Below are 3,500 nucleotides of genomic sequence, written 5' to 3'. Positions count from 1 at the left end.
GCCCCGCCTCCGCTCAGCTCCCGCACAGGAGGGCCGCGATGCGGCGCAGCAGATCCCCCTCCCCCACCCGGTAGCCGCTGGCGGCGTAGGCCGCCCGTCCGTCCCGGGTGCATACCACCGTCAGCGGCGGACGCTCCGGGTCGCAGTCCAGGCAGCGGGCCAGGCTCTCCACCTGATCGTCCCAGTCCTCCGGGTACTCCAGCCGGGCCCCCGGCCAGCCCGCCAAAAGGGCGCGCAGCGTACGCTGACGCTCCGCCCCGCGCCTGCGCAGGAAAAACACCGGCTCCGCCGGCAGGGCGCGCAGCGCGGTCCCGGCTGCCGTGAGTTCGTTGAGCAGGTGCTCGGTGGGCTCCGCCCCCTCCTCCAGCCAGAAGAGCAGCGCGCAGCGCCCCGCCCGGGGCCGCCCATCCACCAGGGGCAGCGCCCGCGGGGCGATCAGGTCCGCCGTCTCGCAGCCGCGCAGGTACAGAGCGATCTCTTTTTCTTCCCCCGGCGCCAGTAAGAACGTCCGCCGGGCGGCAAACTGGTCCCCGGAGGGCAGGCGCAGGGCCGTCAGGATGCGATACCGCCCCGCGGTCAGCTGCGCGGGCAGGAACGCCCCCTGCCACTCCCCGTCGGAAAACAGCAGGTCCTGCCAGCCGTCTCCCGCCCAGCGGGAGAGCGACCAGTTCCGGCGGTACAGCGGCTCTTCGCCGGCCCGGCGCAGGAAGACGGCTTGTCCGGTCTGCTCCGCCCGGAAGGGCGTAAAGGCCCCCTCCCGCCATATCTCCACCACGCCGTCCCGCGGGCGCAGACGGGACGGCACGCCGCGCCCGCGCAGGCGGGCCACCGCGCCCACCGCTCCGGGCAGGGGCATCGACCAGTCGGTGAGCCGTTCCAGGGCGACCCGTGGATTGAGCAGCGCGCTGACGTAGACCTCCTGCGGAAACCGTCCGGCCCAGGGGGCGGCCCGGCGGAGATGATGCTCCAGCAGGTCCGCCGGGGCGTCCCGCAGGTCCTTGGCGGACAGCGCCCGCAGCAGGGCCTCCCGCAGGGGGTCGGCGTCCCGGGTCAAAAAGGCATGGATCTGGGCAAAGTTGCCCCGCGCCTCCCGCAGCAGGTCTTCACAGCCGGGACAGCGCCCGGCCTGCTCCGGGTCGTAGAAACCCGCCAGCCGTTTCTGCCGCAGCCGGTCGCCCCGGGCGCGGACCCGTGCGCGCGCCTGCTTCTGCGCCCCGGTCAGCGGGACGGGAGGGACGGGCGCGGGGGCGCGGAAGGTAAATTCCGTCCAGCCCTGCGCCGGGTCCTCCGGCGGGGCCAGCGCCAGAACGGCCCCGTCCTCCGACGCGCCGCGGCAGAGCGTTTCGGCATACCATCCGTCCCGGACGGCGGAGACGTGCACGTCCCCGATCCCCAGCTCCACCTGTACGCGCCCGCCCGCATCCGTCTCCAGTTGGGCGATGGGGATCAGGCGGGACTCGTTCAGGATCTCCAGGGACACCTTCGCACCGGGCTGGGTGCGGAAGGTGTAGGTCTTCACCGGGGCGTAGCGGGCGGTCTGATTATGCCGCACCGCCTGCCCCTGCCGGTCCAGCGCCGGGCCGTGGAGCTTTGTGTCCTCCGCCGGGCCGAAGGTGCGGCTGTGCACCAGCATGGCCCGGGAGGCGGCGGTGTTGAACCAGCCCCGGTCCAGCACCGGCTCCGGCTCGCAGGCGCCCAGAAAACGCCAGCGGCCATGGCACAGCACCTCTACCCAGGCGTGGTTGTCGTCACAGTGGGACCAGCGGGGGGCGTACACCTGCCGGGCGGGCAGGCCCACGCTGCGCAGCGCGGCCACCAGAAAGGCCGATTCCTCCCCGCAGCGTCCGCTTCCGCAGCGGAACACGGTCAGCGGAGAGGCGGTCCGCCCGTCCTGTGCCTGGTAAGAAGCGTGCTCCTGGCACCAGCAGTTGACCTGCTGCACCGCCTCCTCCTCGTCCAGGCCCCTGACCCGCTCCCACAGCAGGGAATGGAACAGGGCGCGGTGGTCGGACAGATCCTCATCATTGACCCGGGGACAGAGGACATATTGCTGATACGCCTCCTCGCTCAGCGCGGCGCACCAGGGCACGGTGCGCCGCAGGCGGGCGGCGTGCTGTGCCAACGCCTCCATCAGGGCGCGGGGATAGGCCGCCCAATCCTCCGGCAGGGCCGTCTGCAGGAAGGACAATTCATCCATGGTATCACTCCTTATATCCGTGCTATGATATCACAAAATACTGTGGTAGAATAGAGGAAACCTCAGACGATCCGGAGGGAAGTCTATGGACGAGATCAAGATCGAGATCTGCTGCGGCTCTGCGGGAGACGTCCTGGCAGCCGCCGGAGCCGGCGCCGACCGGGTGGAGCTGAATTCCGCCCTGTTCCTGGGCGGGCTGACCCCAAGCCTGGGCGCGCTGGAGCTGGCCCGGACGGCGCAGGTGGAGCTCATGGCCATGGTGCGCCCCCGGGAAGGCGGCTTCTGTTATACGCAGGAGGAATTCTGCACCATGCTGCTGGACGCCCGACGCCTGCTGGACGCGGGCGCGGACGGCATCGTCTTCGGCTTTCTTCATGAGGACGGCACGGTGGACGTGCGCCGCTGCCAGGCCATGCTGGAAGTGATCGGCACGCGGCAAAGCGTGTTCAGCCGCGCCATCGACGTGGTCCCGGACTGGAGGGCCGGGCTGGAGGCCCTGTGCGCGCTGGGCGTGACGCGGGTGCTCACCAGCGGGCAGGCCCCCACCGCCCCGGAGGGGGCGGACACCATACGCGCCATGCGGGAATACGCGGCCGGACGGATCGAGATCCTGCCCGGCTGCGGCGTGCGGCTGAACAACGCCGCCTGGCTGCTGGAGCGCACCGGCTGCCGTCAGCTCCATGCCTCCCTGAAGACCGCCCGGCTCGACCGCTCGGCCACGCATAATCCCTGCGTCCATTTCAGCGGCGGGGCCTGTCCGCCGGAGGAAGAATACCCCGCCACCGACGCCGGCGCCGTACGGCGTCTGGCCGCTCTGGCCGCTCTGGCCCGGGAGTGAGACTCTGTTTCGCCCCCTGCCGCCGCTCCGACCGGGCTTTGCGGGGCGCCGCATCCCCGCCGGGACTCCTCCGCAGGGGATTGACAAGCTGCGATTTTATGATAAAATAATTGAGGCTTTGACGAGAAGAGCTTGGTTTTGCAGCCCAAAGCGAGAGGGAGACGGTGGAAGCCCCTCGGCCACGCGAACCCTGCGGCCGCCTCCGAGCCGCCTGCGACGAGCAGGCCGTCCCATCCCCGTTATCGGATGCAATGAGGCGCGCCCGGCGATTGGGGCGCGAATCAGGGTGGTACCGCGGAGTAATCAATGCTTCGCCCCTGAACCGGGGGCGGAGCTTTATTTTTAGAAATGGTTATCCCTTTTAGTCAGCCAGGGCCAAGACCTGAAAATAGGACAGTTGAGCTGATAAAATGAAGGCATGATGACGGGAAAGCGGGGAAAAGAGTCATGCCGAGGCAAAAGGGA

General features: G+C 69.8%; 2 protein-coding genes. One reads left to right on the top strand and one right to left on the bottom strand.

The genetic code is table 11. The features are described from left to right. Positions 1–13: 13 nt before the first annotated feature. Entirely contained in the window at positions 14–2,197 is a 2,184-nt protein-coding gene (locus tag MR825_RS09675) for a transglutaminase-like domain-containing protein (protein WP_287880446.1), read from the bottom strand. Between the two features lie 85 nt (positions 2,198–2,282). On the opposite strand from MR825_RS09675, the gene MR825_RS09670 reads away from it, so the two are divergent. Beyond that, positions 2,283–3,035, top strand: coding sequence for a copper homeostasis protein CutC (locus MR825_RS09670; protein ID WP_186907153.1), 753 nt, complete (start codon positions 2,283–2,285; stop codon positions 3,033–3,035). The last annotated feature ends 465 nt before the right edge of the window (positions 3,036–3,500 follow it).

This window comes from Lawsonibacter sp., from assembly GCF_022777125.1.
Lineage (GTDB): Bacteria > Bacillota > Clostridia > Oscillospirales > Oscillospiraceae > Lawsonibacter_A > Lawsonibacter_A hominis.
The sequence above is the reverse complement of the archived record's forward strand: the minus strand, read 5'-3'. Positions and strand labels throughout refer to the sequence as shown.